Annotated in this window: 25 protein-coding genes and 1 pseudogene; 15 read left to right on the forward strand and 11 right to left on the reverse strand. The window is 69.1% G+C overall.

Annotated features, from left to right (window positions below):
- Positions 1-68: 68 nt before the first annotated feature.
- From SM418_RS10335 to SM418_RS10350, 4 genes are all read right to left on the reverse strand, one after another.
- Positions 69-203, reverse strand: coding sequence for a hypothetical protein (locus SM418_RS10335; RefSeq protein WP_371966058.1), 135 nt, complete (start codon positions 201-203; stop codon positions 69-71).
- Positions 204-327: 124 nt separating this feature from the next.
- Positions 328-966, reverse strand: a complete 639-nt coding sequence (locus tag SM418_RS10340) for a pentapeptide repeat-containing protein (RefSeq protein WP_371940152.1) — start codon at positions 964-966, stop codon at positions 328-330.
- A complete protein-coding gene (locus SM418_RS10345; protein WP_371940151.1) occupies positions 941-2,494 on the reverse strand; it encodes a hypothetical protein in 1,554 nt (517 codons plus the stop codon). The genes SM418_RS10340 and SM418_RS10345 overlap by 26 nt, the downstream gene beginning before the upstream one ends.
- A gap of 83 nt (positions 2,495-2,577) precedes the next feature.
- Positions 2,578-3,309: a PaaX family transcriptional regulator C-terminal domain-containing protein gene (locus SM418_RS10350; RefSeq protein ID WP_371940150.1), complete on the reverse strand. Its 732-nt coding sequence runs from the start codon at positions 3,307-3,309 to the stop codon at positions 2,578-2,580.
- Between the two features lie 90 nt (positions 3,310-3,399).
- Here SM418_RS10350 and SM418_RS10355 point away from each other — a divergent pair, with 90 nt between their 5' ends.
- From SM418_RS10355 to SM418_RS10370, 4 genes are all read left to right on the forward strand, one after another.
- Complete coding sequence (locus SM418_RS10355) at positions 3,400-5,160, forward strand: acyl-CoA dehydrogenase family protein (RefSeq protein ID WP_371940149.1); 1,761 nt, start codon at positions 3,400-3,402, stop codon at positions 5,158-5,160.
- An 8-nt stretch (positions 5,161-5,168) separates the two neighbouring features.
- Positions 5,169-5,936, forward strand: coding sequence for a crotonase/enoyl-CoA hydratase family protein (locus SM418_RS10360; protein WP_371940148.1), 768 nt, complete (start codon positions 5,169-5,171; stop codon positions 5,934-5,936).
- Positions 5,937-6,031: 95 nt separating this feature from the next.
- Positions 6,032-7,279 (forward strand): cytochrome P450, encoded by a 1,248-nt coding sequence (locus SM418_RS10365; RefSeq protein WP_371940147.1) that lies wholly within the window; start codon positions 6,032-6,034, stop codon positions 7,277-7,279.
- Positions 7,280-7,291: 12 nt separating this feature from the next.
- Positions 7,292-8,386 (forward strand): NAD(P)-dependent alcohol dehydrogenase, encoded by a 1,095-nt coding sequence (locus SM418_RS10370; RefSeq protein WP_371940146.1) that lies wholly within the window; start codon positions 7,292-7,294, stop codon positions 8,384-8,386.
- Between the two features lie 41 nt (positions 8,387-8,427).
- On the opposite strand, the gene SM418_RS10375 is transcribed toward SM418_RS10370, so the two are convergent.
- Entirely contained in the window at positions 8,428-9,336 is a 909-nt protein-coding gene (locus SM418_RS10375) for an NAD(P)-dependent oxidoreductase (protein ID WP_371940145.1), read from the reverse strand.
- 65 nt (positions 9,337-9,401) lie between these two features.
- On the opposite strand from SM418_RS10375, the gene SM418_RS10380 reads away from it, so the two are divergent.
- The gene (locus tag SM418_RS10380; RefSeq protein WP_371940144.1) at positions 9,402-10,412 is read left to right on the forward strand and encodes a nitronate monooxygenase; all 1,011 of its coding nucleotides are present in this window, start codon (positions 9,402-9,404) and stop codon (positions 10,410-10,412) included.
- 205 nt (positions 10,413-10,617) lie between these two features.
- On the forward strand, positions 10,618-11,442 hold the full coding sequence (locus tag SM418_RS10385; RefSeq protein WP_371940143.1) for a putative endonuclease domain-containing protein: 825 nt from the start codon (positions 10,618-10,620) through the stop codon (positions 11,440-11,442).
- 92 nt (positions 11,443-11,534) lie between these two features.
- Here SM418_RS10385 and SM418_RS10390 read toward each other — a convergent pair whose 3' ends face one another.
- A complete protein-coding gene (locus tag SM418_RS10390; RefSeq protein WP_371940142.1) occupies positions 11,535-11,723 on the reverse strand; it encodes a DUF397 domain-containing protein in 189 nt (62 codons plus the stop codon).
- Positions 11,714-12,514, reverse strand: coding sequence for a helix-turn-helix domain-containing protein (locus SM418_RS10395; RefSeq protein ID WP_371940141.1), 801 nt, complete (start codon positions 12,512-12,514; stop codon positions 11,714-11,716). Before SM418_RS10395 ends, SM418_RS10390 begins: the two co-directional genes overlap by 10 nt.
- 136 nt (positions 12,515-12,650) lie before the next feature.
- On the opposite strand from SM418_RS10395, the gene SM418_RS10400 reads away from it, so the two are divergent.
- The 6 genes and pseudogenes from SM418_RS10400 (at position 12,651) to SM418_RS10425 (ending at position 15,846) form a co-directional block, all read left to right on the forward strand.
- A complete protein-coding gene (locus SM418_RS10400) occupies positions 12,651-13,046 on the forward strand; it encodes an ATP-binding protein (RefSeq protein ID WP_371940140.1) in 396 nt (131 codons plus the stop codon).
- A gap of 236 nt (positions 13,047-13,282) precedes the next feature.
- A complete protein-coding gene (locus SM418_RS10405; protein WP_371940139.1) occupies positions 13,283-13,867 on the forward strand; it encodes a Uma2 family endonuclease in 585 nt (194 codons plus the stop codon).
- 188 nt (positions 13,868-14,055) lie between these two features.
- On the forward strand, positions 14,056-14,532 hold the full coding sequence (locus tag SM418_RS10410) for a nitroreductase family deazaflavin-dependent oxidoreductase (RefSeq protein ID WP_371966059.1): 477 nt from the start codon (positions 14,056-14,058) through the stop codon (positions 14,530-14,532).
- A gap of 152 nt (positions 14,533-14,684) precedes the next feature.
- Positions 14,685-14,945, forward strand: a pseudogene (locus SM418_RS10415) (MerR family transcriptional regulator); the annotation flags it as partial.
- Positions 14,946-15,060: 115 nt separating this feature from the next.
- Positions 15,061-15,375 carry a thioredoxin gene (gene trxA / locus SM418_RS10420; protein ID WP_371940137.1) on the forward strand — a complete coding sequence of 105 codons (315 nt, stop codon included), beginning with the start codon at positions 15,061-15,063 and terminating at the stop codon, positions 15,373-15,375.
- Between the two features lie 81 nt (positions 15,376-15,456).
- On the forward strand, positions 15,457-15,846 hold the full coding sequence (locus tag SM418_RS10425) for a YccF domain-containing protein (protein WP_371940136.1): 390 nt from the start codon (positions 15,457-15,459) through the stop codon (positions 15,844-15,846).
- Positions 15,847-15,881: 35 nt separating this feature from the next.
- On the opposite strand, the gene SM418_RS10430 is transcribed toward SM418_RS10425, so the two are convergent.
- Positions 15,882-16,715, reverse strand: coding sequence for a phosphoribosylaminoimidazolesuccinocarboxamide synthase (locus SM418_RS10430; RefSeq protein WP_371940135.1), 834 nt, complete (start codon positions 16,713-16,715; stop codon positions 15,882-15,884).
- Positions 16,716-16,824: 109 nt separating this feature from the next.
- Here SM418_RS10430 and SM418_RS10435 point away from each other — a divergent pair, with 109 nt between their 5' ends.
- Complete coding sequence (locus tag SM418_RS10435; protein ID WP_371940134.1) at positions 16,825-17,685, forward strand: polysaccharide deacetylase family protein; 861 nt, start codon at positions 16,825-16,827, stop codon at positions 17,683-17,685.
- Here the strand turns inward: SM418_RS10435 and SM418_RS10440 are convergent.
- Positions 17,603-18,007, reverse strand: coding sequence for an Orn/Lys/Arg family decarboxylase (locus SM418_RS10440; RefSeq protein WP_371966060.1), 405 nt, complete (start codon positions 18,005-18,007; stop codon positions 17,603-17,605). The genes SM418_RS10435 and SM418_RS10440 overlap by 83 nt on opposite strands.
- Between SM418_RS10440 and SM418_RS10445 the strand changes: the two genes are divergently transcribed.
- Positions 17,922-18,281: a DUF3140 domain-containing protein gene (locus SM418_RS10445; protein WP_371940132.1), complete on the forward strand. Its 360-nt coding sequence runs from the start codon at positions 17,922-17,924 to the stop codon at positions 18,279-18,281. The two genes, SM418_RS10440 and SM418_RS10445, sit on opposite strands and share 86 nt — an antisense overlap.
- Before the next feature lie 61 nt (positions 18,282-18,342).
- On the opposite strand, the gene SM418_RS10450 is transcribed toward SM418_RS10445, so the two are convergent.
- Both SM418_RS10450 and SM418_RS10455 read right to left on the reverse strand, forming a co-directional pair.
- Positions 18,343-19,215, reverse strand: coding sequence for an arylamine N-acetyltransferase family protein (locus SM418_RS10450; protein WP_371940131.1), 873 nt, complete (start codon positions 19,213-19,215; stop codon positions 18,343-18,345).
- 292 nt (positions 19,216-19,507) lie between these two features.
- The gene (locus SM418_RS10455; protein WP_371940130.1) at positions 19,508-19,660 is read right to left on the reverse strand and encodes a hypothetical protein; all 153 of its coding nucleotides are present in this window, start codon (positions 19,658-19,660) and stop codon (positions 19,508-19,510) included.
- A 350-nt stretch (positions 19,661-20,010) separates the two neighbouring features.
- Here SM418_RS10455 and SM418_RS10460 point away from each other — a divergent pair, with 350 nt between their 5' ends.
- Positions 20,011-20,958 (forward strand): GlxA family transcriptional regulator, encoded by a 948-nt coding sequence (locus SM418_RS10460; protein ID WP_371940129.1) that lies wholly within the window; start codon positions 20,011-20,013, stop codon positions 20,956-20,958.
- Positions 20,959-21,303: the final 345 nt, after the last annotated feature.

Here is a 21,303-nt window from a genome sequence, read left to right on the forward strand (position 1 = left end):
CTCGGCCTCATAGGTCGAGGCTGAACTTTGTCCACCACACGAAGTCGACCGGGGCCCGGTGAGGATATCTACTTCTCGTCCGGAGGATGCTTTGCCAGCACCTCATAGAGGTGCTCATTGATGTCCTCGGTGAATATGTTCCAGTCCGAAAGGGCTTCGACCTCCTCCGAGGCGAACCCTCGCCAGTGGAACGAACGGACCATTGTGATCTCCGACTACTTGGAACTTCGATGTATCTGCTCCGGGCTCCTTCGCCGTTCGAGCGTCGGGCCCAGATATGGGAATTAGCAGGCGGCTGGTTAATGGAGGTCGGAAGCAGGCGGGCTGCTAATTCTCAACCGATACATCCGCGCCCTTGCCTCTCAGCCAATGCTCCAACTGGATGCCGTCAAGCTCAGTTTTCGACCCGTGGGTGGTGAGTGCGATCGAGCCGACCACGCTCCCGGTCATACCGCTCACCTTGGCGTCCGTGAGGTCGGTCCCACCGAATGCGGCCATCGTCACGGTCGATCCACGCAGGTCGGTCTTCTTCATGTCGCAGTCGATGAACGTTGCATCCCCGATCTGCGCACGCCTCAGGTCCGCGCCGGCGAAGGACGTTCGTATGCATTCCGCCCGCCCGAGCTTGGCGCCCATCATCTGAGCGTCCGTGAAGTTCGCTTCCGTGAGGAAGGACTTGACCAGTTCGGCCTCGGTGAGATTCGCTGCGCTGAAATTCGTGTTCTCGCAGTGTGCTCTCCACAGCAAACTGCGGCTGAGGTCGGAGTCGGCAAAGTTCGAGCCGCTCAACCAGGCCTCGATGAAGTTGGCGTCGGCCAGGCCTGCATCACGGAAATCCAGATCGAGCGCATAAAGAGTGGAGCCGGGATCGGCGAGCCAAGCGCGCAGTGTCGCGGCGGCCTCCGAGTTGGTCGGCCATGCCCGAGGCTTCCAGTCGCCGTCAGGGGTACCAGATGACGCGGTCACCCCACCCCTCCTGTTCAATGATTCGCTTCATGTCGTTGATCGCACTTTGATCGGCATTTCGCGTGTCGATTATCACTCCCCGGTTCATCTGGAATTGCTTGAGCAGAGTGCTCCGAAAGTCCGCTGAATTGTAGGCATTTGGAAACGGTCTTGCGCGGACGTGTTGGGGTACGCCTGGTGGCCAGTCTGAATGAATGCCTTTGATGTCCCAATGAATGCCCTTGTCGATAAAGTCTCCCTGCTTTGGTCCGCTGGGGCGCTGATAGCTCTCGTCGAATATTCCTCTCTTGACGAGATCCAATGATATCTTGGCCTCGTCGTAGGAGCCCTTGGTCGCCTTGAAGTTGTGGTCTGGGTCCCGCGCCGCTTCAGCATACTTTTTGGGATTCGCCTCCTTTAGATCGTTAAGATAATTTTCCAGTGCTTGTTTCTCTGCGGCGGTGAGGGCGGGGTGAGGTTCGTCGGCGGTACCGGGTCTTCGTGGAAGTGCCCGGTGACCAGCCTGCTCCGGTGCTGTTTGGGGAGCGCCAGGGGTATCCGGAGGTTGCCTGGTCAGGTCTCTTGTCTTGGGGGCTTCGGCGGCGGCGTTCTTCAGGGCTTGGGCGGACGTGGCCGTTTCGGCTTTGCCGGTGCGGCGGAGGGCTGTGGAGAGGCGGGCGGCTGCGCCTGATCCGGAGCCCGTGCCGCCGGTCACCGCTGTGATGACGATCGTGGGTGCGGCCTCGCCGAAGGCTCGGACGGGGTCGCGTTTCCATTCTTCCCAGTTGATGACGGCCTTGGCGAAGGCGACCGGATGTTGGACGCCTTGGGCGAGCCCTTGGATCTGGCCTACGGGGCCTCGCTCCAGCCAGCCCTTCGGCTTGACCGCTATGTAGAAGGGGGCGGTGGCCGGGTTGCCGGCGAGGGCGCTGAGGCCGATGTCCTTCACGCCTTGGCCGAGGCCGGGGAGGTAGTGGTGGACGTAGGCGTTCCAGCCGTCGTGAAGCACGTTGCCGGTCTTGGCGGACTGGACGACCTCTTGCCGGTCTGTCTTGAGGAGTTCGTCGCGGCTTCGGTGTACTGCGTGCTTCTGGTCGGAGACGGTTCGTGCGGCGCGGGAGATCGTGCGGGCGGGGGCGGTGCTGAGGCCAAGGTTCGCCAGGATCTCCGACAGGGCTTGTGCCGCGTCCTGCCAGGAGTTCGAGGCGCGGGTCAGTTCCGCGCTGAGTTGGTCGAGGGCGTCGGGTGAGCCGCTGCGGACGGCTGATGCCGCGCGGGTACCTCGGGGTGCGCCCGGGATGTACGGCTCTCGGGTGCGGGGTGGGCCGGCGCCGGCGGCCAGGTGCCGGACGGCGTCGAAGGCGGCGTAGAAGGCCGAGCGGACGTCGTCGTGTCGGTTTGCGAGGGTCTTCTGAAGGCGGTCGGCGGCCGGGCCAACCAGGGCTCCGTCGAGGAGGAGCGCGTGCGCGCGTTTGAGGGCGGGGCCGTGTTCTTCGGCTAATCGGTTGACGTGGGGTAACAGGGACGCCGCTTGCTCTGCCCGGTCCATCGAACCTCCCGCCCGACGGATGGTCAGGCTAGAGGTTGTGAACATATCGGACTATGGCCGACTTATGGATCTCTCCGGCCTGTTCAGGTCAGGACCTGGGTCGTGAGGAGTTGTTCGAAGTCCTTCTCGAAGGATTCGTAGAGGGTGCGGAGGGCTGTGCCGGGCCAGTCGGACGGGAGGAGGGGCAAAGGGAGCAGCGGGTCGTTCAGCAGGTGGCGTAGGACGGCGGCGGCCAGGGTGAAGCGGTCGGCGATTTCGGTGGCCTCGGAGAGGGCCGTGCGGAGGGCGTCGGCTTTGGTCGTCCAGGCGTCCAGGTCCCAGAGGGTGGCGGCGAGGGCGGCGGGGTCCTCTTCGGGGCGGCCGGTCAGGAAGGTGCACTGGCGGACGACCGGGGCGGGGCGCGCGCGGGTCAGATTGGCGGGGCGCAGCCAGGTGCCCTCGCGGAGTTCGGCGAGGCGGAGCGCGGACATGGCCTGGCGGAGTGCGGCGCGGTCGGCGGCGGGGCGGCGTTCGGCGGTGATGACGGCGATCTCCCAGGTGCCGTCCCAGGGGAGCGTCTGCGGTGAGCGGCTCTCGTCCTGGCGGGCCTGCCGGTCGAGGAGGCGTTCGGTCAGGGTGTACGCGCCGCCGGTCTGGACGAGGTCGCCCGACGCCACCATGCGGGAGAGCGCGACCCGGATCGTCCCCTCGGCGATGCCGAACAGGTCGCCGACGCGGACGAGGTGGCGGGCCGGGAGCCGGGGCGGATGGACGCCGAGCAGCGTGCTCAGCACGACTGAGCGGGCGGTGAGCGGGCGGATCTCCAGGCTGTCCATGGCTGACCTTGACCTTATCGGGACGCGACAGGCACGGTCGTTCCTCGTTACAAGCTTCCATCGCGTGATGGAGAAGCGTAATGTCGGAGCATGACGTCCTATCTGATCGAGCCGTTCGACCGGCTGCCGTTCGGCGGCGCGGAGAAGGCGCGCCGGTACGCGACCGAGCGTTACCGGGGCGCGGTGGGCCGCAACTGGTACGAATGCGACCCCACGCTGCGGTTCCTCATGCGGCGACATCTCGGGGACGGGTTCGGGTGGGCCGAGCCGCGGCTGAAGGAGATGGGCGCGCTGATGGGCGGGCCGATCGCCGAGCGCGCAGAGGAGACCGACCGGAATCCGCCGCGGCTGGAGAAGTACGACCGGTGGGGACGCGACGTCAGCGAGGTCGTCATGCCGCCGTCGTTCGATGCTGCCAGGAGGGATCTCGTCGCGACGTCGTTCACGCGGCCCGATTTCGTCGCGGAGGCGAAGGCCGAGGGGGTCGATCCCGCGCCGCTGGGCGTGGCGTGGAGTTACCTGCTCGACCAGGCCGACATCGGCATGGCGTGCGCGCTCGGCACCGGCGGCGACATGGTCGTGCGGCTGGCGGAGATGTTCGCGCCGGACGACGTCCGGGAGCGGGTGCGGGAGCTGTTCGCGGCCGGGGAGATGTCCGGCGAGGCCGCACAGATGCTGACGGAACGGTCGGGCGGGTCTGATCTGGGTGCGCTGGAGTCGACCGCCTCGAAGGCCGGGGACGCCTGGCGCCTCAACGGTTTCAAGTGGTTCGCGTCCAATGCGAACGGGTCGGCGTTCGTGGTGCTCGCCAAGTCCGAGGGTGCGGCGGACGGGGTGCGGGGCATCGCGCCGTTCCTCGTTCTCAAGGAGCGGCGGGACGGGTCGCGTAACGGTGTCCGCATCCGGCGGCTCAAGGACAAGCTCGGCACGAGGTCGGTCGCTTCGGCGGAGATCGAGTTCACGGACGCGGAGGCGTTCCTGCTGGCCCCGTCGTCCAGCGCCGGGCAGGGCGGGGACGGCAAGGGGCTCGCCCGCATGATGGAGCTGACCAACAGCGCTCGCCTGGGCATCTCGATGATGGGCCTCGGATGCGCGCGAAGGGCCCTCGTCGAGTCGCTCTGCTACGCGCGTGCGCGCGAGGCGTTCGGTGCCCCGCTGGCCGATCAGCCTCTGATGCGACGCAAACTGGCCGAGCTGATCGTCGAGACCGAGGCCGTCCAGGCGCTGGTGTTCGACGGTTATCTGGGACGGCCCAGGCTCAGGATGGGGGCCGCGCTGATCAAGTTGAGGGCGTCCAGGCTGGGTGTCACGGCCGCCAGCGATGCGATCGAGATCCACGGCGGCAACGGCTACATCGAGCAGTGGCCGGTGGCGCGCATCCTCCGGGACGCGCAGGTCAACCCCATCTGGGAGGGCGGCGACAACATCCTGTGCCTGGACGTCCGCCGCGCCATCGAGCGGCAGGACGCGCACGAGCCGTTCCTCGACAGGGTCGCCCAGGCCGTCCAGCGGGCGCCGAGCGGGGACGACGCGACCGCCGGTCTGGTCGGCGAGCGCATCGGGCACCTCCGACAGGCCATAGAGAAGTGGCGCGGCCTGGACAGGAGTGTCGCCGAGGCACGGCTCTTCCCACTCGCCCAGTACATGGCGGACGTGTACGCGGCGGCGCTGCTGCTGGAGCAGGCCGGTTGGGAGCGCGCCGATTCGGGGGACGACCGCAAGGCGCTCGTCGCACGCCTCTACGCTCGGACGCATCTCGCCGACGCCGGTCCGCTGCGCGCGATCGACGCCCCGGCGGAGGACCTCGAACGGTTCGAAGATCTGGCGGACGGCGCGTTCGCCGGTGACTAGGGGGCCGCGTGGCAGTACGGATCGAGCGAGACGGCCCCGTCACGACGGTGGTCATGTCCCGTCCCGAGACCCGCAACGCCGTGGACGGGACGACGGCGCGCGAGCTGGCCGGCGCGTTCCGCGCGTTCGACGCGGACGAGGACGGAAGCGTCGCCGTCCTGTGGGGCGAGGGCGGGACGTTCTGCTCCGGCGCCGACCTCAAGTCGATCGGCACCGACCGTAGCCCGCGCGTCGACCCGCCCCCGGCGGACGGTCCCGAGGGCTGCACGCGGATGCGGCTGTCCAAGCCGGTGATCGCGGCGGTCGCGGGCCACGCGGTCGCCGGCGGCATGGAGCTCGCCCTCTGGTGCGACCTGCGGGTCGTCGAGGAGGATGCGACGTTCGGGATCTACTGCCGCCGCTGGGGCGTCCCCCTCGTGGACGGCGGGACGTTCCGGCTGCCGCGGCTGATCGGCACGAGCCGCGCGATGGACCTGATCCTCACCGGACGTCCCGTCGGCGCGCAGGAGGCGTTCGAGATCGGTCTCGCGAACCGGCTCGTCCCGGCGGGCACGTCGCGGGAGGCAGCCGAGGCGCTCGCGGCGGAGCTGGCCGGGTTCCCGCAGGCATGCCTGCGCAACGACCGCATGTCGGTGCTGGACGCGGAGGGCCTGCCGGAGGACGAGGCGCTCGCCGTCGAGTACCGGCACGGGATCGGCTCGCTGGACGACGCGCTCCGGGGCGCCGCACGTTTCGCCGGCGGTCGCGGCCGGCACGGTGACTTCACCGACATCTGAGTCATCCCGCCCAGGGGCGGCTGCGGATCGTTGACCGAACCAGATTCGGGCCCGTAGGTTCCTGTGTGGCGGCAGCCCGATCGAGGAGCAGAGCGATGACGCTTACCGTGGACCGGGCGGGGCTCGACCTCGCCGACCCGAAGGCCTACGCCGACGAACGGCGGTTTCACGACTCGCTCGCGCTGCTGCGCCGCGAGTCGCCGGTGCACTGGGTGGACGCTCCCGGCTACCACCCCTTCTGGGCGATCACGAAGCACGAGGACGTCCTGGAGATCGAGCGCAACCACCCGATCTTCCTCAACGCGCCGCGCCCGCTGCTCGGCACCGCCGAGTTCGACGAGATGAACCGGCAGCGCGCCGAGGAGGGCATCGCGCTGCGGACGCTGATCCACATGGACGATCCCGACCATCGGGTCATCCGGGCGATCGGCGCGGACTGGTTCCGGCCGCGCGCCATGCGGGCGCTGGAGCCGCGCATCCAGGAACTGGCGAAACGGTACGTCGACCGGATGGTGGACCTCGGCGGCGAATGCGACTTCGCCCAGGAGGTCGCCGTCCATTTCCCGCTGTATGTGATCCTCTCGCTGCTCGGGCTGCCCGAAAGCGACTTCGGCCGCATGCTCAAGCTGACGCAGGAGCTTTTCGGCGTCGACGACGACGAGTTCCAGCGCGGTACGACGAACGAGGAGAAACTGCAGGTCCTGCTGGACTTCTTCGCCTATTTCCAGGCGCTGACGGAGGCGCGGCGCAAGGAACCGACGGACGACCTCGCGTCCGCCATCGCGAACGCGCGGATCGACGGCGAGCCGCTCAACGACTTCGACACCGCCTCGTACTACGTCATCGTCGCGACGGCCGGGCACGACACGACGAGCGGGACGATCTCCGGTGGCCTGCAGGCTCTCATCGAGCACCCCGACCAGCTCGAACGGCTCCGCAGGGAGCCCGACCTGATGCCCCTCGCGGTGGACGAGATGATCCGCTGGGCGACGCCCGTCAAGGAGTTCATGCGGACCGCCACGCAGGATTACCAGCTGCGCGGCGTCACGATCCGCGAGGGCGACGCCGTGCTGCTCTCCTACCCGTCCGCCAACCGGGACGAGGACGTTTTCGACGAGCCGTTCCGGTTCGACGTGGGCCGCGACCCGAACAAGCATCTGGCGTTCGGATTCGGCGTCCACTACTGCCTCGGCGCGGCACTCGCCCGCATGGAGATCCGCGCGTTCTTCGGCGAACTCCTGCCCCGCCTCCGCTCGATCGAACTCGCCGGGACACCGGAGAGCATCGCCACCACGTTCGTCGGCGGCCTGAAGCGCCTTCCCGTCCGCTACTCCATCGCCTGAAGGAACCCCCTGGTGCAGATCAACGCCGCGGTGCTGCGCGCCGCAGACGCCCCCTACACGATCGAGTCCCTCGACCTGGCCGACCCCGGCCCCGGCGAGGTGCTCGTCAAGATCGCGGGCACCGGGATGTGCCACACCGACATGCTCGGCCGCATCCCGGGCGACCTGGTCACCAAGCCGGTCGTGCTCGGGCACGAGGGGTCGGGCCTGGTCGAGGCGGTCGGGCCGGGCGTCACCGGCCTCGCCGTCGGCGACCACGTGGTCATGTCCTTCGACTCGTGCGGGACCTGCGACAACTGCCGGTCCGCGCAGCCGGGCGCGTGCCCGGAGATGACCGCGCTCAACATGCTCGCCATCCCGCTGGACGGGAGGCCGCGCGCCACCACCGGCGACGGCGAGGCCGTCCACACGCGCTGGTTCGGGCAGTCGTCGTTCGCGAGCCACGCGCTCGGGACCGTCCGCAACGTCGTGCCCGTGTCGCGCGACGTCCCGATCGAACAGCTCGGGCCGCTCGGCTGCGGCGTCCAGACCGGGGCGGCCTCGGTGCTGATCTCCCTCGGCGTCCGCGCCGGCGACAGCATCGCGATCTTCGGCGCGGGCGCGGTCGGGCTCGCCGCCGTGATGGCCGCGCGGGTCGCGGGCGCGGCCGTGATCGTCGCCGTCGACCTGCACGAGTCGCGGCTCGACCTGGCCCGCGAGTTCGGCGCCACGCACGTCCTCAACGGGGCGGACGACGACATCGCCGGGCAGATCCGGGCGATCTCCGGCGGGGAGGGCGTGCAGTACTCGTTCGACAGCACGGCGGTGCCCGAGGTCGTCTCGACGGCGGTCGCGTCGCTGCGCACCACCGGCGTCTGCGGCCTCGTCGGCGTCGGCGCCGCCGAGTACCGGCTGGACGCGAACCTCCTGCTCATGGGCCGGACGGTCAAGGGCATCATCGAGGGCGACGCCGTCCCGCACACGTTCATCCCGAAGATGATCGAGCTGTGGCGGCAGGACCGGTTCCCGTTCGACCGGCTCATCACCACCTACCCGCTCGACCAGATCAACCAGGCGGAGGCGGACACGACGTCCGGCAAGGTCGTGAAGCCGGTCCTGATCCCGTGACGTGAGCCGGCGCGGGCGGCCTCGGCAGGCCGCCCGCGGTCTCAGACGACGCGGTGGAGGAGGTCGTCGCCTCGGGCGAGGCGGCGGCAGTTCTCCGCCGCGACGGCGAAGTACCGGTCCCAGGTCTCGCGGGTCAGCCAGGCGACGTGCGGCATGACGACGACGTTGTCCAGGGCCAGAAGCGGGTTGGACGCGTCGACGGGCTCCTGCTCGAAGACGTCGAGCCCGGCGCCGCCCAGATGCCCCGACGTGAGCGCCGCGACCAGCGCCGACTCGTCGATGACCGCGCCCCGCGCTGTGTTCACGACGATCGCGCCCTGCGGGAGCAGCGCGAGCCGGCGGGCGTCCAGCAGATGGTGGGTCTCGTCCGTCAGCGGGATGTGCGCCGACACGATGTCGCTCGCCCGCAGCAGAGCGTCCAGCTCCCGCCAGGCCGGGTCGTCGCGGCGGGGACGCCGCGACGTGTAGACGACGTTCGCGCCGATCGCCTCCAGCATGCCGCGCAGCAGGCCCGCGATCTGGCCGCCGCCGAGGAGCCCGACCGTCCGTCCGGCCAGTTCCCCGCCGGCCAGGGACCGCGCGGCAGGCCAGCCCTCGCCGCGCCGCGTCCGCGCGTCGAACGCGACGACCCGGCGCAGCGCCGCCAGCATGAGCAGCAGAGACGTCTCCGCGACGGCCTGCGCGTTCTGCCCCGGCATGTTCGCGACCGCGATCCCGCGTTCCCGCGCGGCGTCGAGGTCGATGGTGTTGACGCCCGTGCCGAGCTTCTGGATCAGCCGCAGCTTCGGCGCCCGGTCCATGTCGGCGGCCGTGAGCGGGCGGAGCACGTGCCAGATGACCTCGGTGCCCGGCAGCAGCTCGGCGAACCGCGGGTCGTCCTGCTCGGAGCAGCTCACGATGTCGAGGCCGGCCTCGTCGTGATCCATGTCGTAGTGCAGCAACACCCGCATCCTGGGCCCTTCCGTCCATGACCCCGGGTCGGCGCCCGGTCCTCCCTCGGATTATGGTGCGGATCATGAGGACGAGCGGCGGCGAGGTGTGGACGGACGTTCCGATCGTGCAGGCGCCGATGGCGGGCGGGCCGTCGACGCCGGAGCTGGCCGCCGCCGTCTCGGACGCGGGCGGCCTCGGCTTCCTCGCCGCCGGATACAAGACGCCCGAGGCCATGCGCGCCGACATCACCCGAACCCGGGAGCTGACATCGCGCCCGTTCGGGATGAACATCTTCATGCCGTCCCTGGACGAGATCGACCCCGTCCTCGTCGCCGCCTACCGGGACCGCCTGGCGCCCGAGGCCGCCCGCCTCGGCGTCCCCCTCGGCACCCCCGCCGCCCGCGACGACGCGTACGAGGCGAAGATCGCCGATCTGCTCTCCGACCCGCCCCCTTTCGTGTCCTTCACCTTCGGCTGCCCCGCGCCGGACGTCATCGAGGCGTTCCAGGCCCGCGGCGTGGTCGTGATCGTCACCGTGACGTCGGTGGACGAGGCCCGCCAGGCGTCCGCCGCCGACGCCCTCTGCCTCCAGGGCTCCGAGGCGGGCGGACACCGGGGCTCCTTCACCAACGCGCCGGACGAGCCGCTGCCGCTGCGCGCCCTGCTCCACTCCGTGCGCGAGACGACCTCGCAGCCCCTCATCGCAGCCGGCGGTCTCGCCTCGTCCTCGGACGTCGCCGACGTTCTACGGCTGGGCGCGGTGGCCGCCCAGCTTGGGACGGCCTTCGTCCGCTGCCCGGAGAGCGGTGCCAGCGCCGTCCACAAGGCCGCCCTGGCCGACCCACGCTTCACGTCCACCGCGCTGACCCGAGCCTTCAGCGGACGTCCCGCACGCGGCATCGTCAACCGGTTCCTCACCGAATACTCCACATACGCACCCGCCGCTTACCCCGACGTCCACTACATGACCTCGCCGCTGCGCAAGGCTTCCGCCGCCCAAGGCGACCCCGAAGGCGTCAACCTGTGGGCGGGCGAGTCCTTCCAGAAGGCGACCGAGACCCCGGCCGCCGACCTCGTCCGCAGCTTCCGTTGACTTGCGGCGAGTCGTTGTTATCCGCCGCTCCATAACAACGACTCGCCGCAAGTCAACGAGGCGAATACGGGCGGGATTCGGTCCGGTCACGAGGTGTGTGGCGTGCGGCGGCCGGGGCTATGACTTGGCCGTGAGAACCTTCCGTGACATTCCGCATACGATCCGAGATCGTCCATTTCGTTCTGCGGAGGCGCTGCGGGCGGGCGTGACGGCTCATCAGCTCCGCTCCGGGCAGTACCGGCATGTGCTTCACGACGTGTACGTATCCGCGGGCCTGGACGATTCCGTCCATGTCCGCTGCGACGCCGCCGCGCTGGTACTTCCGCCGACCGCGGTCATCTGCGGGGTGAGCGCGGCCCACCTGTACGGCGTGCCGGTGCCGGACGTAGACACGCGAGTCCACGCGGCGGTGCCCGCCGCCGCGCCCACCGTGCCTCGTATCAAACAGTTGAAGGTGCACGGCTACTCGATCCCGGCAGGGCAAGTGCGCAACCTGCGGGACCGCCGCGTGATCGGCCCGGAGCGGCTCTTCCTCGAACTGGCGGCGTCGGTGCCTCGCATCGACCTCGTCATCGCGGGCGACCACATACTGAGGCGGCAGGTCAGCACGCGGGAGCGGCTCAACGGTTTCCTGGCGGACTGCCATCGGCGGCGCGGGGTCAGGAAGGCGAGGCTGGCGATGCCGCATCTGGAACCGCGGAGCGACTCACCGCCGGAGAGCAGGCTGCGGATGCTGCTCGTCGACGCCGGCCTGCCCCGGCCCCTCGCCAGCCGGGACGTCTTCAGCGACTGGGGCGTGTGGCTGGCGCGTCCCGACCTCTCCTACCCCGCCGTGAAGATCGCCATCGAGTACGAGGGGCTCCACCACCAGCAGGACCCCGCCCAGTACAGCCGCGACATCGAACACGACGGCCGGAGGATCGACGACGGCTGGGTCGTCGTCCGCGTCAACAAGGACGGACTCTTCCGCACTCCGCGGCAGGTGGTGAACCGCGTCCGAAAGGCCCTCGCCCACCGCCGACCCCGTTGACCTGCGGCATGTTGTTGTTATCCGCTCCTCCATAACAACAACATGCCGCAACTCAACGTTGCAGGCAGGTAAGCGAAGCAGCCATCTGCAAGTCAAAGATGCGGGGTGGGGGTGTGGACGGCTGTGCGCAGGGCGTTGCTGGTCAGGAGGAGGATGGGGCCGTTCGGGTCCTTGCTGTCCCGCACCGCCACCGCACCGGCCACGTCCGCCAACTCGACGCAGTTCCCGCCGTTCTCACCGCTGCGGCTCGCCTTGCGCCAGGTGGCGTTGGTCAGGTCCATTTCTCCAGTGCCTCTCTCATCATGTCCCTGGACATGTCTTCGGGGAGTGCCCTCGCTCGCAACTCTCGGAGCGTTTCGGAGAGTCTGGCGAGGTCTGAGGGGTTGTCGGTCGTGATGCCTCGTACCGTTGTCTCCATGTAGGCGACCTCGCTCCGGTCCTCCATCGTAGCCACGACGAAGGCGCCGCCAGTGCCCGCTGGACGCCCATTGTTGCGGACGATCTGGATGGTGACATTGGGCAGCTCGCTAAGGGCGATGAGGTGCTCGATCTGCTCCCGCATCACCTCGGTTGAGCCCACGAAGTAGTCGAGTACCTTTTCGCTCAGGAGCGCGGTCAAGACCGCGGGTGGTGCGTCCTCCCGGGTGAGGATGGACTGGCGCGCCATACGGGCTTCCACAGCCTCGTCAGAGTTGAGGAACGCGCGGGCATAAGCCGGGGTCTGAAGCAGACCGGGGACGATGGTGTGCTCCCAGGTCACCAGCTCGGCGGCTTCCGATTCCGTCTGCGGCCAGTCGAACCAGATCGGGACCGGGTGGCCGTCCTTGTTGAGGTCCTCCCACAAGCTGATGAGCGGGCCGCCCGCCTCCAGGTAGTCGTCCACGAGTTCCACGAAGGTTCGCGTGGCCCGCTTCTTGCCGCTCTCGATCCGGCTCACCTGGGCCGGGCTCACCTTCGTCAGGTGAGCGATCGTCTCCTGCTTGATGTTCTTGGCCTCGCGCAGCCGCCGCATCTGACGACCGAAGGCCACGAGGGCGGGGGACTCATCGGGACGCTGACGCCGTACAGCCATGGCGACATACCTCTCTCGGTAATTTACGCACACGCCTCTTCCATTGCCGCTGCGATCCACTTCCGGGCCGCAAGCCAAATCTAGCTGCGAAAGTGGCTGAATGTGTGGTGTTCAGCACACACGGTGAGGAGAGGTCATGGGGCAGGCGGCGGTGGAGAACGAGATGGTGGTGAAGCAGGACCTCAAGGTGGTCGCGGAGGTCCGGGAGTTCGTGCGGCTGGTCACGGGTCAGTACGGCATGGACGACTTCGTGCCGTGTCTGGTGGCGAGCGAGCTGGTGACCAATGCGCTCCGGTACGCGTCCGAGAAGGACGGGGACGTGACCCTGCGGCTGGACCGCACGGAAGACGGCGCGCTGTGGATGGAGGTCCAGGACGCCACCAACGACCTGCCGCGCATGCTGGAGACGGACACGGTCAGCGAGACGGGCCGTGGCCTGTTCATCGTCGACCAGTTCGCCCGGTGCTGGGGCATCCGCGCCCTGGCGGGCAACGCCGGCAAAGTCGTCTTCGCGGTGATCGACCGCTCGTGAGGATGGTGCGGAGCAAGTCGTCCGCGCTGGAGGCACGCTCAGGCATGAGCGCATCCTGCCGTCCACCGCCGACATTGGACGTAACCGGGAGGCGTCGGCAGGCAGTCGGCGCGCCCCTCCGGCATGCTGCCCGCCTCGCCTGCACGTGACTGTGTCGCGAGAGAGGCCAGGGCAAATGTGCTGAAGGTACTCTGCCTAAGTACCCGCACCACCCTCAACCGGAGGCGCTACGAGCCATGCACGCGCTGACTCTCCCATTGCCGTCCGGTGACACCTGGACTCGGGCAGACTATGAGGCGCTGCCCGAAGACCTCCCGGTACGTGTGAGCCTCATCCACGGAGAACTCGTCGTAAATCTTCGGCCCCGCCCTATCCACCAGCGCATCGCGCGGCGGTTGGCGACTTGCATCGAGGATGCTTCTCCCGATGCCTGGCAGGTCGACACTGACGTGGACGTCCTTTTGGACGACGACGAGACAGAGGCGGTCGAGATCGCCCCTGACATCGTGGTGTACTCCGCCGAGCACGACGTCTACGAACGTCCGATCCCCGCCGATCTGGTGGCTCTCGTCGTCGAGGTCGTGTCACCGTCCACCAAGCGCAAGGACCGGCGGACGCATCCGGCCCTGTACGCGGAGGCGCAGATCCGGCACTACTGGCGCGTGGAGACAGACCAGACCGCACCGGCGTTCGCGATCTACACCTATGAGCTGGACGATGCCACCGGCGGGTACGTCGCGACCGGCGTCCACCATGACCGGCTCACCGCTACGGTGCCGTTCGACCTCGACATCGAACTCAAGGCCGTCCGCGAGCGCTGACGGTCGCCGTCGGGCCGACCGCATCTTGCTCCCTGTAGGCGTGCTGCACCCGCGCCCAGTGGTTTGTGGTCGGGTCCTTGTAGTAATCGGCCTGCGTAGTGCCGTTCGGCCGGTCGGCGCTGCCGAGGATCGTGCTGGCCGGGCCAGGACGGCATACTGGTCGCCACTGCCGGATGAGGGAGTCGATGGTGCCCAGTGACAGGCCGAAGTTCTTCGACTCCGCGTTGTTCGCTCCCGCGATGAAGGCCCTCACCAGGGGACACGTGGCGCTCTTCCGCGTCACCGGCGGACGTGCCGGAAGCCGGTTCCGGTTCGGGAGCGCCTTTCCGGCCGGGGTGCCGGTCTGCCTGCTCACCACGCGCGGCCGCAAGTCCGGAAAGCCGCGGACGATGGCGCTCCTCTACCTCCCGGACGGCGACCGCGTCGTCCTGGTCGCGTCCAGAGGTGGAACGGGACGCCACCCGCAGTGGTACCTGAACGTCGGCGTCAACCCGAAGGTGGCCGTCCAGACGGGTCACCGCCCCCGCCCGATGATCGCTCGCACCGCGGAAGGCGACGAACGCGCCGACCTCTGGCGCCGCCTGGTCGGGTTCTATCCCGAGTACGGCGACTACCAGCGCTGGACCGACCGCACCATCCCCGTCGTCGTCTGCGAACCCGCCTGATCGCCCGGCCGCCCGCCGATCCACCGGCCCGGGAGGGGTGTGCCCTGCCGGTGGTGTCCCGCCTCGGCCGGGCCCGACCCCGGGAACCGGGCTTGACCTTGACGCCGGTGTGAAGGGATAGCGTCGCAGTCGGCCACGAGGAGGACGGACCGATGCGGATCGGGGAACTCGCCGCGCGGGCGGGGGTCAGCACCCGCACGCTGCGCTACTACGAGCAGCAGGGGCTGCTGCCGGCGCGGCGCGCGTCCAACGGGTACCGGCAGTACGAGGAGTCCGATGTCCGGCTCGTCGCGGAGATCCGCTCGCTGCTGGCGGCCGGATTCACGCTGGACGACACCCGCCCGTTCGTCGACTGCCTGCGGGCCGGGCATGCCGACGGCGCGTCCTGCCCCGAATCCGTGGCGGTGTACCAGCGGAAGCTCGCGGAGATCGACAGCGAGATCCGCACCCTGATCCGCCTGCGCGCCGACGTGGCCGACCAGCTCACGCGGGCCTGTCCGGGCTGCGTGCTCTCACCGGAGGCGACGAATGCTCACACTGACCAGCGGGAACTTCGACGAGCTGGTGCTCCGCGCCGGCAGGCCGGTACTGGTCGAATTCTGGGCGGACTGGTGTCCCCCGTGCAAGATGATCGCGCCGATCCTCGACCAGATCGAGGCGGAGCACGGCGACCGGCTCACGGTCGCGAAGATCAACGGTGACGAGAACCCCGACATCGTGTCCCGGTACGGCGTCATGGGCTTCCCCACGCTCAACCTCTACCGCGACGGCGAGGTCGTCCGGCAGATCGTCGGCGCCAAGCCCAAGCGCGCCCTGCTCGCCGACCTGAGCGGCCACTTCTGACCCCGGCCCGTCCGGCGCGCGCCGCCAGGCCGACGATCTATGCTCGAAGGCGGTGGGTTTCCGGTTTCGGGAGGGCTGCTCATGCGCACGTTGCTGAACATCATCTGGCTGGTCCTGGCGGGGTTCTGGATGGCGCTGAGCTATGTGGCCGCCGGAATCGTCTGCTGCATCCTCATCATCACGATCCCGTTCGGCATCGCCGCGTTCCGCATCGCGGGGTTCGCGCTGTGGCCGTTCGGGCGGACGACCGTCCCCAAGCGCGGCGCGGGCGTGGGCTCGCTCGTGGGGAACATCATCTGGATCATCGTGGCCGGCTGGTGGCTCGCCCTCGGGCACCTGGTCACCGGTCTGCTGCTGTGCATCACGATCATCGGCATCCCGTTCGGCATCGCCAACTTCAAGCTGATCCCGGTCTCCCTGACCCCGCTCGGCGTTGAGATCGTCCCGTCCGAGGACGCCACACGCTTCTGACCGCGGCTCGGCGGCGAAGGCCGTTCCGGGACGGGTCAGGAGTGCCAGGGGGTGCCGGTCAGCCGCTCGTAGACCTCGGTGTAGCGGGCGCGGGTGGCGTCCACGATCTCCTGGGGGATGGCGGGGCCGGGGGCGGTGCGGTCCCAGTCGAGGGTGCTGCTCCAGTCGCGGACGAACTGCTTGTCCAGGGAGTGCTGCGGGCGGCCCGGCGACCACGCGTCGGCGGGCCAGAAGCGGGACGAGTCGGGCGTCAGGACCTCGTCGCCCAGGACGAGGGCGCCGTCGGCGGCGCGGCCGAACTCCAGCTTGGTGTCGGCGATGATGATGCCCCGCTCGGCGGCCAGGGCGGCGCCGCGCTTGTAGATCTCCAGCGTGACGTCCCGCAGGCGGGCGGCGGTGTCGTCGCCGATCTCCTGCACGACGTCGGCGTAGGTGATGAACTCGTCGTGGCCCTCGGTGGCCTTCGTGGTCGGGGTGAAGATCGGCTCGGGCAGGCGCGAGCCGTCGACCAGGCCGTCCGGCAGGGCGACCCCGGAGACGGTGCCGCTCTTCTCGTACTCCTTCAGTCCGAGGCCGGTGAGGTAGCCGCGGGCGATCCACTCGACGGGGAGCATGGTGAGGCGGCGGCAGCGGATGGCGCGCCCGGCCCACTCGTCCGGGACGTCCGTCGCCGACACCACATGGTTCGGGATGATTCCGGCGAGCTGCTCGAACCACCACAGGGACAGCTGGGTGAGGATCTTGCCCTTGTCAGGGATCCGCGTCGGGAGGACGACGTCGTAGACGCTCACCCTGTCGGACGCCACGAGGATCAGCTCGTCGCCGTCCGCGTAGACGTCCCTGACCTTCCCGGAGTGGATCAGCTCCATATCGCTCCTCACCTAGCGGTCCTGCCGGGTAGGAGTCTGGCACAGCGTCCTGCGGCCTCCCCACGTGGGCCGATAGGTTCTGATCAGTCGGGTGGGGGAGGCCGTCGGGGTGCGGGCTTTTCGTGTGGCGGCCGGGGCCGCCGTCTTGGTCGCGATGCTGGGGGCGGGCGGCTGCGAGCCGTTCGAGCGGGGTGTGAGGGTCGCCGCCTCGCCGCTGGTGGGCGAGCCGGCGCCGAGCGTGACGCCCGTCGTCCGGGACGAGGGGGCCGTTTGGCGGAGATGGGGGCTGAAGCCGTTGCCGCCTGCGCCCGTTCCGCCCGAGGACAAGCCCCTCAAGCTCAGCGGGAAGGGGCCGGTGACGGTCTTCGACCGTGTCCCGACAGAGGAACGGGTCGTCTTCATCACGATCGACGACGGGCAGGAGAAGGACCCCAGGTTCGTCCAGATGCTGACCGACCTCAAGGTGCCCGTCACCATGTTCCTCACCGACAACGTCGTCCAGGACGACTACGGGTACTTCAAGCCGTTGCAGGCGCTCGGGAATCACGTCCAGAACCACACGCTGACCCATCCGGTCCTGCCGACACTCGGCCTGGACGGCCAGAAGCGTGAGATCTGCGGGAACCAGAAGGTCCTGGCCCAGCAGTACGGGACGAGACCCACGCTGCTCAGGCCGCCCTACGGGCGATGGAACTGGGCGACCCAGCAGGCGGCACGCGAGTGCGGCATCGACGGGATCGTGATGTGGCGCGCGTCCATGCAGATCCACGACATGCAGTACGACGACGCCAACAAGAAGCTGCACCCCGGCGACATCCTGCTGGCCCACTTCAGGGGGCCGGAGCAGCTCAAGGGCGCGACGATGACCGAGATGTTCGCCCACATGCTTAAACGCGTCCGCAGTCAGGGCTTCGCCGTCGCCCGCCTGGAGGACTACATCGGTCCTGGACGAGCACCCGAACCGTCTTGACGGACGGGTCGGCGCCGTCCGGGATGACCATGCCGCCGTCGACGCCGGTGCGCAGATAGTCCATGACGGAGGGCGTGATCCGCTCGCCGGGGAGGACGGCCGGGATGCCCGGAGGGTACGGGGTCACATCTCCGTGCTGAGGCGTGTAACACGGTGTGGAATACCTCTCAAAGAGGGACGAATGCGGCGGCGGGCATCGGGTAGGGCGGGCGTGAACGGCCGAGAGGGAGTGACCGATGAACGATCGCATATCGCCCGAGGCGGAGCTGGCCTGGGAGGACTTCCACCGGGTCGTCAACATGACCTCCGACGAGTTGCGCATTTGGCTTCTCACGGACGCCTCGGGCGAGGAGGCATTTCCGGCGGACGGGTCCGGCCCGGGGGTCGACGAGCTGGGCGCCCGCGTCGTCGACGTGCTGCGCAAGCGGAAGGTCGACCTGACCGAGGGCGACGCCGAGCTGATGGTGGAGGTCGTGGACTTCGTCGAAGACCACCTGGAGCATCGTCCGCCGAACGCGGAGCGGGACGAGCAGTGGCGGCACGCGCTGATGAGCGTGGGCCATGACCCGCTGCGTCCCGAACCGTTCAGCGCGTAGGAGGCGCGACCATGCCGAACCCGCCGCACCCCGCGTAGCGAGAGGTTCCGGGGGCGGGTGGTTAGAGCTTTTGCGTGAACGCGACGAGTCTCGGGATGTCTTCGTCCTCCAGGACGATCCCGAAGTCGCGGGCGAGCGTTTCGGGTAGCTCCTCTGGGGCGAGCACACGGCTGTCGGAGGAGCCGTCGGGCCGGGTGACGGTCAGTGTGGTCCCGTCAAGCAGGTGCAGGGCGTCGGGCGAGAACTTCTGCGTGAACGGACGGGTCGTGAACGGCGACCGCGGATTGGTCGAGACGTAGTAGTTCAGCACCTCGAAGTCGACGCGGAACGCCTCGTCCAACGCGAACGTGTGCCGCTGAACCCAGCCGTCCTCCATGGTCTGGTGCATTTCCCAGCCGGCCGTGCCGGGGCTCCACGTCGTGACGGTGCGGCCCCGCTGGAGCCGGAAACCCCAGCCGTCCTGGACGACCTCCTCACCGTCCACGAACCGCAGCGGCTCCAGCGGCCCGGAGCCGAAGCCGACGTCGCACAGCCAGGCGGGCTCGTCGCGTGGCAGATCCGGCGGACGGACGTGCAGCAGCGCGTGCGTCTTCGGCCGCAGCTGCGCCGAGCCCAGCGTGACCCGCCCGGTCAGCGCCGTGACCTCGAACCCGATCCGCTCCAGCGCCGCCGCGAACAGCCGGTTGTGCTCGAAGCAGTACCCGCCGCGCGGCCGTTGGACCAGCTTCGCCTGGACGGCGTCCAGCGACAGCACGATCGGCCGTCCGAGCATGATCTCCAGGTTCTCGAACGGGATGGAGGTGACGTGCGCCCGGTGCAGCGCCCGCAGCGTTCCGGCGGTCGGCGCCAGATCGCCGCCGTACCCGACCCGCTTCAGATAGGCGGGCAGATCCAGTAGTTCGCCCTGCCACCCGTAGCCGAGATCCTCGCTCATGACTCCCCCATCGAACGGATCAACGGCATAACAACGGATTCACCCCGAATCCTCCCGGTCTTCCGATCGCCTGGCCGGCCGCCTCGGCCATCCGGCTCACGGCCGGCCCTTCCGGCCGCGTGAACGGAAGACGGACGCGCGCCCGTACTGTGAGGTGGCGGGCCGGCTTTCCGGACGTGAAGGGAGCCGTCGCGGCGCGCCGGGGTTCCGGGTGGACGGGCCGCGGACGGTGGAGTGGGCGGAGTTCCCGGCCCCGGCCCCGTAGCGGCGAGACCGGGCCGGGAAACGCCGCTCAGCGACCCCGGTTGAGCTGCCGAGTCGGCAGCTGCCGGGCGTTGCGGCGGTTGTTCGCGAGATCGGCCGACCTGAAGTCGGAGTTCTTTCGCTTGCCCTTCTTCCGGGACTTGGCGAAGGGCGCGGATTCGGGATTGTCAATGGCACGCATGAACAGAACACCTCCGGGCAGGCATGAATTCGGCCGCGCAGGGCCGACGAAAGGCGGAGCCGGGCGCATGGCGACAGCGCAGGTCAAATGACCTGTACCTGAAGATGGATGCGCCTGTGAAGGGGAAATGGGAGCGGGCCCGCGGCGGTGCCGGAGACGGCTCAACCAGAGGAGGATCAAAGGATCATGAGTAAGAGTTACTCATGAGTCCCCATGCGATGTCAAGCCATTAATTCCGTCCGGTTCTCCCGCTCCCCAGCCGCCAGTGAACCCGGACGGACGAGAGGGTGGCGTGATCTGTGGGGTATCCGTCGTTGACGCCACGACCGGCTCGGTCCCAGCCTTGAGAAATGCGCGTCGCGTTCGTGATCTATGCCGGGTTCCAGGCACTGGACCTGACCGGGCCGCACGAGGTGTTCCAGCACACGGGGCGGTACGAATGCCTGGTCGTCGGGCCGGAGGCGGGTCCGGTGCGGTCGTCCAGCGGGCTGCCGGTGCACGCGGGCTTCGGGACGCGCGACGTCGCCGCGCGGAGCGTCGACACCCTCGTCGTGGTCGGCGGCGCCGGGGTCGACCAGGCGCGGGGAACCGCGCTGGCCGGCTGGGTCGCGGAGGTCGCGAAGACCGCGCGGCGGGTCGCCTCCGTGTGCAGCGGCGCGCTGCTGCTCGCCGAGGCCGGGGTGCTCGACGGACGCCGCGTCACCACGCACTGGGGCCGCGAGCGGCAGCTCAGGACGGAGTATCCGCGGCTCGACGTCGACTGCGACCCGATCTTCATCCGGGACGGGCGCGTCTGGACGTCCGCCGGAGTCACGGCCGGGATGGACCTGGCGCTCGCCCTGGTCGAGGACGACCACGGCCGGGACGTGGCGCTCGCGGTGGCGCGGGAGCTGGTGATGTTCCTGCGGCGGCCGGGCAGCCAGTCGCAGTTCAGCGTCCCGCTGTGGTCGGCGCAGCCCGCGACGGACCCGATCCGGGCGGCGGTGTCGTCCGTCCAGGCGGACCCGGGCGCCCGGCACACCATCGCCGACCTGGCCGAACGGTCCGGGCTCAGCGTGCGGCACCTGCAGCGGAGGTTCACCGCCGAACTGGGCGTGCCGCCCGCCGCTTTCGTCGAGCGCGTCCGGATCGAGGCGGCGCGGCGGGCGCTGGCGGAGGGCGACGAGCCCGTCGAGACGGTGGCCCGGCGGCTCGGGTTCGGGACGGGCGAGACCCTGCGCAGGGCATTCCACCGGCATGTCGGCGTCGCACCGTCCGACTACAGGGACCGATTCAGAGGGACGAGGGAGTTCGCATGACCGCATATGGGCTGCTGGTGTTCGAGGACGCGGAGGAGCTCGACTTCGTGGGTCCGTGGGAGGTGTTCACGGCGTCGGCGATGCTGCGCGGGCAAGACGGCCGGGAGCAGGGGGACAGGGCGTTTCTGGTTGCCGAGCAGGCGGGGCCGGTTCGTTGCGCCAAGGGGATGAGGGTCGTGCCAGACCACACCCTGGACGACCATCCGAAGCTGGACGTCCTCCTAGGGCCTGTTCGTAGTTCAGATCATGAGGGGGCTGGGAGGCTGCGCAGCCAGATGATGGCTGCGCGCAGGTGGAGTCCGGCTTCGTAGCTTTCGGGGGTTTTGTCGTAGCGGGTGGCCAGCC

Origin of the sequence: Actinomadura chokoriensis, assembly GCF_041463665.1 — a bacterium.
Classification (GTDB): domain Bacteria; phylum Actinomycetota; class Actinomycetes; order Streptosporangiales; family Streptosporangiaceae; genus Spirillospora; species Spirillospora chokoriensis_A.